This window comes from Polaromonas sp. CG_9.11 (assembly GCF_015752225.1).
GTDB lineage: Bacteria > Pseudomonadota > Gammaproteobacteria > Burkholderiales > Burkholderiaceae_C > Polaromonas.
Window position 1 is genome coordinate 1 of the sequence record NZ_JADOVE010000054.1, and the last position, 5511, is coordinate 5511.

Annotated in this window: 4 protein-coding genes and 1 pseudogene; all 5 read right to left on the reverse strand. The window is 60.2% G+C overall.

The annotated features are described in order from the left end of the window. A partial coding sequence (locus tag IWX85_RS19905; protein WP_196870951.1) for an ATP-binding protein occupies window positions 1-185 on the reverse strand: 185 nt, incomplete at its 3' end. A gap of 23 nt (window positions 186-208) precedes the next feature. After that, window positions 209-1765 (reverse strand): IS21 family transposase, encoded by a 1557-nt coding sequence (istA, locus tag IWX85_RS19910; RefSeq protein ID WP_196870952.1) that lies wholly within the window; start codon window positions 1763-1765, stop codon window positions 209-211. 380 nt (window positions 1766-2145) lie between these two features. Further along, a pseudogene (locus tag IWX85_RS19915) lies at window positions 2146-3234 on the reverse strand (IS3 family transposase); the annotation flags it as partial. A gap of 148 nt (window positions 3235-3382) precedes the next feature. Next, window positions 3383-4168, reverse strand: coding sequence for an IS21-like element helper ATPase IstB (gene istB / locus IWX85_RS19920; RefSeq protein ID WP_196870953.1), 786 nt, complete (start codon window positions 4166-4168; stop codon window positions 3383-3385). Next, window positions 4165-5253: an IS21 family transposase gene (gene istA / locus IWX85_RS19925; RefSeq protein WP_196870954.1), complete on the reverse strand. Its 1089-nt coding sequence runs from the start codon at window positions 5251-5253 to the stop codon at window positions 4165-4167. Before istA (IWX85_RS19925) ends, istB begins: the two co-directional genes overlap by 4 nt. Window positions 5254-5511: the final 258 nt, after the last annotated feature.

A 5511-nucleotide genomic window follows, 5' to 3' on the forward strand; every position in this document is an offset into this window, starting at 1 on the left:
GTCTTGAGCAACCGCGCACAGCGCCGGTCCTGTCTGCCATGCACCTCACGGTCGACCAGCAAGGCCAGCCGTTCTTCAAAGCTCATGGCACCGATGCCGCTTTGCGTGAGCTGCTGCTCCAGCGCCTGGGCCATGGTTTCCAGGCGCAGACTGCGCAGTTGATTCAAGGTGGTGTGCATCATCATTTTGGAATTCTCTGTAAGGGGTTTCATTGGTAGTAGTTCGCGCCACGCACATGGGCGTGTGCGGGAGATGTCCACTCTGGCGTGGTGCTCGCTTGCAGCAGGTCGCGCCGGTTGAGCAAGATGTCGCGGATGTGGGTGTACTTGCTGGTGCCCAGGGCAAGGGCCATGGTGCAGGCCGCCTCCAGCCGGGCCTCGCCATAACGCTTGGACAGCGACAGCAGGCCCAGGCAGGCGCGGTAGGCGTGCTCGGGATGGGGTTGGCGCTGCAGCATCTTTTGTACCGTCGCCGCACAGGCCACGCCGATACGCGCGCCCCAGGCGATGAGCCGCTCGGGCGTCCACCGCGCCTGGTGCTGGTGGCGCTCGGGCAGGTGTTCAATCACGGTGGTGAAACCGCCTTTGTGGACGCAGCGCGTGTGGCTGGCCACCCGGTTGCCACGGTGCAAGACCTCCACCGCATGGGCGGTGACGCGCAGCTCCAGCGCCAGGCCCACCAGGGCGTTGGGCACGCTGTAGCGGTGGCCTTCAAATTCGACATGGCTGTCGATGTGCACGCGCACCGTCTTGAAGACCGCCCATTCCCAGGGCTGCAGCGGCAGGGCCATCAGGGCCGGTGCGTCGATCTGCGCGAACACGCTGGCGCGGCTGCCCGGCAGCTTTTGAAAGGCACGCTGGTTGAGCCAGTGCAGCAGGGGGGTGATGGCGTCGTTGACCTCCTCCACGCTGGCGAACTGATGCTTGCGCAGGCGTGCCAGGATCCAGCGCTCGACCAGTAAAACGCTCAACTCGACCTTCGGTTTGTCCTGTGGGTGATAAGCGCGTGCAGGCAGCACGCTGCAGCTGTAGTGGCGGGCAAAGTCCTGCACGCTGTCAGTCAGTAGCGGCTCGTAGCGGTCGGCCTTGGTCACCAGGGCGCGTGGGTTGTCGGGGATGATGAGCTGGGGCACGCCGCCATAAAAGTTCAGCGCCTGCGCAGCGGCGCCCAGCCAGTCGCGTGCCGTCTGCGTGGCCGTGGCCAGGCAAAAGCAGTAGCCCGACACGCCCATGGCCGCCACAAAGATGTTGGCGCGGCCAATTTCCTGCCCGTGCACCCTCAGGGCCACCGTCGGGCCCGCGTAGTCGATAAAGAGTTTCTCACCGGCGCGGTGGACCTGGCGCATGGAACGCTTGAGGCGTTTGGCAAACTGGCGGTAGTTCTCGCAGAACTGCGAGTAGCGCCAGGGCTTGAGGGGCCAGTCCGCACGGTGCTCGTCGCCGACCTGGGCGCAGTATTCTTCCCATAGCAGCATGAGCGTCACGCCCTTGCGGCCCAACTCCTGGTGAAGCCGCCCGAAGTCGGCTTGCGCATAGGTCTGGCTGGCGCGAGACGACGCCAGCAGGCGTCGCTCCAGCGCGGCTTCGTCCAGGGCTGAAATGGCCGCCCAGTCCAGCCCTGCGGCGACGGCCAGACCCGCGTATTTGGTGACAACACCTTTGGAGAGCCCCAGGGCACTGGCGATTTGTTGGTGGGACTGTCCACCCTCGAATTTCAGACGCAGGGCGTCTTTGAGTTTGCGCATATTGATCCTTAAGGCGGGCATGTGTCTCTTTGCAAAAAGCATCGAAGCTACACGCCACGCCGGGTTTCGTTTATGCGCAACACCGTGCCGACGGTGTCTACCGCCGTGCCGACAGGCGTGACCAAAGACATCGGTCACGTTCGTCGGAATCAGCGGTCACGTTGCCGGAATCCCTCCGGTCACGTTCACCGGAATGTCGGTCACGATCCCGGAATCACCGGTCACGTTGATCCGGAATACTCAACGGTGATTGACTATGACCTTGCCCCTGAAAAACGTATCCCTTACTGAGTGTTTCAATTCAGACAAGGAAAACGGAAATAACGAAAATATCAAGGGCGCGCTACACGCTCGAATTCAAGCAAGAGGCCGGGGGGGTGCGGCGTAAAACTTGGACTGATTTATGCCATAAGTCCGAGGCTCGCTCGGTATTGGAGGGGACTGAGGGAGCCAAGGGAGATTTTTATCCGCTTTTCGTTATACCAGTGGATGTAGGAGCCGACGACCTGGATGAATTGGTCGATAGTTATGTCCTGCCAGCTCCGAGGATAAAACAACTCTGTTTTTAATCGCCCGAAGAAGCCCTCACAGCCCGCATTGTCGGGCGAGCATCCTTTGCGCGACATTGTCCGAACCAGCTTTGCATCGTGTATCCGGGTAAGCCACCCAGGCCAACGATAGTGCCCACCGCGATCGGAATGAACGACGGGTCGGACATCGCTGTTGGCCACCTTATCGATAGCAGCATCTAGCATGGTGTTCACGAGATCGGCGTCTGGACGTGTGCCGATGGTCCAGCTGACCACCATGCCATCGAAGCAGTCGATCATGGGCGACAGGTACACCTTGCCAGCCGGGATATGGAATTCCGTGATGTCGGTGAGCCACTTCTCATTCGGAGCTGCAGCCTGGAAGTCGCGGTTAATGAGATTGTCTGGCGCTGGGCTGATTTCTCCCAGATAGGAGCCGTACTTACGTCGCTTCTTAGCAGCAACGACCAGGCATTCCTGCTTCATCAAGCGCCGTACGACTTTTTCCGAGACGCAGAGCTTCTGCCTACCCAATGCCGCCCGTATCCGACGGTACCCGTAGCAGCTGTGATTGCGTTCGAAGATGTCTGTAATGGCCAGGCGCGCCTGCGCATACTTGTCAGCGCCCAGCAGCTGTGCTCGATGATAGAAGTACGAGCTGCGCGCCAGGTCAAGTTCGGCAAGGAGATCCGGCAGCGAATACGTTCGTCTCAGGGCGTCAACCAGCTGCGTCTTCTCCTGGTTGGTCAGGAGTTGAAGGTTGACGCCCAGGCCTTTTTTTAGCAGTTCATTCGCTTTCTTCAAAAGGTCGTGTTCAAGCTGCAATTTGCGGATGTCGCGTTGAAGTGATTGGACTTGCCGCTCGAGCTCTGCCCGTTCAGGATCTGGCGGTGAATCGTTGTTGGGTTTCATGGATGCGGGAGCCTCAGGACCCAGTAATTGATTTTTCCATTGGTACAGCGCCCCTTGTCAACAGCAATTGAATACGAATACAGGTTTGAAGAAGCAGCGACTCAATACGGATACACCCAACGTATTTCATTTCTGTCCGGCGGGCCTCGTGCAGGAAGGGCGTAGCCCGACCGCAGCGAGGCCCGCCGGGCGCCGTTTATCCGATCTCACTCCTTTCTACGGCATGCACCATGCCTGCCTGGCGTTGGTGCTTGAGCCGGTAGCTCTCGCCGGCAATGGGCACGATGTGCGCGTGATGCAGCAGGCGGTCGAGCAACGCCGCCGTCAATGTCGCATCCTGCGCAAACGTCGTGTCCCACTGCCCAAAGGGGAGATTGCTCGTCACGATCAGGCTGCCCTTTTCGTAAAGTGCAGCGATGACCTGGAAGAACAAATTGGCCTGCTCACGGTTCATCGGCAAATAGCCAATCTCATCGATGATGAGCAGCCGGTACGCCTTGATCGTGCGGTTCATGACGCTTTTCAAATTGTTCTGCAGGTACGCCGTCGTCAGCACCAGCAATAGATCCGCCGCCGTCATGAACCGCGTCTTGATGCCCGCCTGCGCGGCCCGGTAGCCCAGCGCGATGGCCAGGTGCGTCTTGCCCACCCCGCTGGGGCCGATGAGTACGACGTTTTCCCGGCGCTCGACAAAGCCCAGGCCAGCGAGTTCCTCGATCTGGCTTTTCTTGACCCCCTTGGCAAAGTCATAGCTGAAGTCGTCCAGCGTCTTGATGACGGGAAAGCCCGCCAGGCGCGTCATCATGGTTTGCTTTCGGACCCTTCGCCCGGCCGCTTCCTCCTTAAGCAGCCCTTCGAGAAAGTCGCTGTAGCCCAGCTCGGTCTTGGCTGCATGCTGTGCGGCTGCGTCGTATCCCTGCGCCACGCAAGGCAGCGACAGCGCCTCGCACAGCTGCGTTATTCGTTCATGTTGCAAGTTCATGCCGCGGCCCCTTGCGTGATCTGGCTCAGCAGCTGCTCGTACACCGCCAGCGGGTGCTGCATCGGCAACGCCTGGGCCATGTGCTGAACCACAGTTGCCGGACGCACCGGCGTAGCTGGCGTGCCTGGCACCGCCAGGGCCTGCGGACGGGCCGCTGCAATGTCGGCGCGCCACGGCGCCGGAATCGACTGCAGATGGGCCCGCTCTTGCCTCAGCCGGTCTGAAGGCCGCACTCCCGTAGTGCCGTGCACACGTTCATTGGCAACCTCTGCCAGCCAGCGGGAAACCTCGATGTTGGCGGTCACCACGTCGAGCTGCAGGCTAGATTGCTTCAGGCGGCTAAGCAAGGGCACGTAGAACGAGCGTCGCAGGTAGCCGTTAAAGCGCTCGACCTTTCCTTTCGTCTTGGCACGGTACGGCCGGCACAGCTTGATCACAAAGCCGCAATGCCTGGCGTAGTCCATAAACCCGGCGTGGTAACGGTGCTGGCCCTCGCCATGGCTGTCGCGTTCGAGAACCACCGTCTTCATGTTGTCATACAGAACTCGTTTGGGCACGCCGCCAAATGCCTCAAAGGCACGCTCGTGGCAAGCCACCAGCGTTTGCACCTTCATGTCGCTGACGAACTCGACGTAGCTGGCGCGGCTGAACCCCAGTGTGGCGCAAAACGCGTACAGCGGGCTGGCTCCTTTTCTGAACTCGACCCAGTCGACCTGCAACTGCTCGCCCGGCGCGGTCTCGAAACGCACCACCGGATCTGCTGCCCGCAGGGGCTTGAGCGTGCGCAAGAAAGTACACAGCTGGGTTTGCCCGCCCTGGTAGCCGCGCGCGGCAATCTCGCGCAACAGCACCGTGGCCGGTATCCACAACGGCCTGGCCGATTCCTGACGCGCGCGCAGGTAAGCCTCATAGGCGCCAAGCTTGGTGGGCCGAGTGACCTTGCGCACATATTTCGGCATGTCACCCGCGGCCAGTTGACGTCGCACCGTGTTGACCGCGCAGCCCACCTCCCTGGCAATTTGCCTCAGGCTAAATCCATGCTTTTTAAGTAACTCGATTTCCACAAACACCTCTTTGGTTATCACAGCTACCCTAAAGGCAGCCATCTTCTCAAAATAGGTGTGTCCGTTTTAAACCGCTGCCTGTATCACTTTACTTCCGCTGGTGACACCCCTCTGCTCACGGCGAGCTTTTGAGCAACTGCTTGCGCACTTGTCTGCCGGGTGCACAGCTCGATGACGGCCGCTTGTTTCGGTGGCTGTCAAGGAAGTTGTCGCCTGAAGTGAAGTGAGTCAGGCTACTTTTTGCGTGTTTCGAAGCTCCTTGATTTGTGGGGTTTCTGG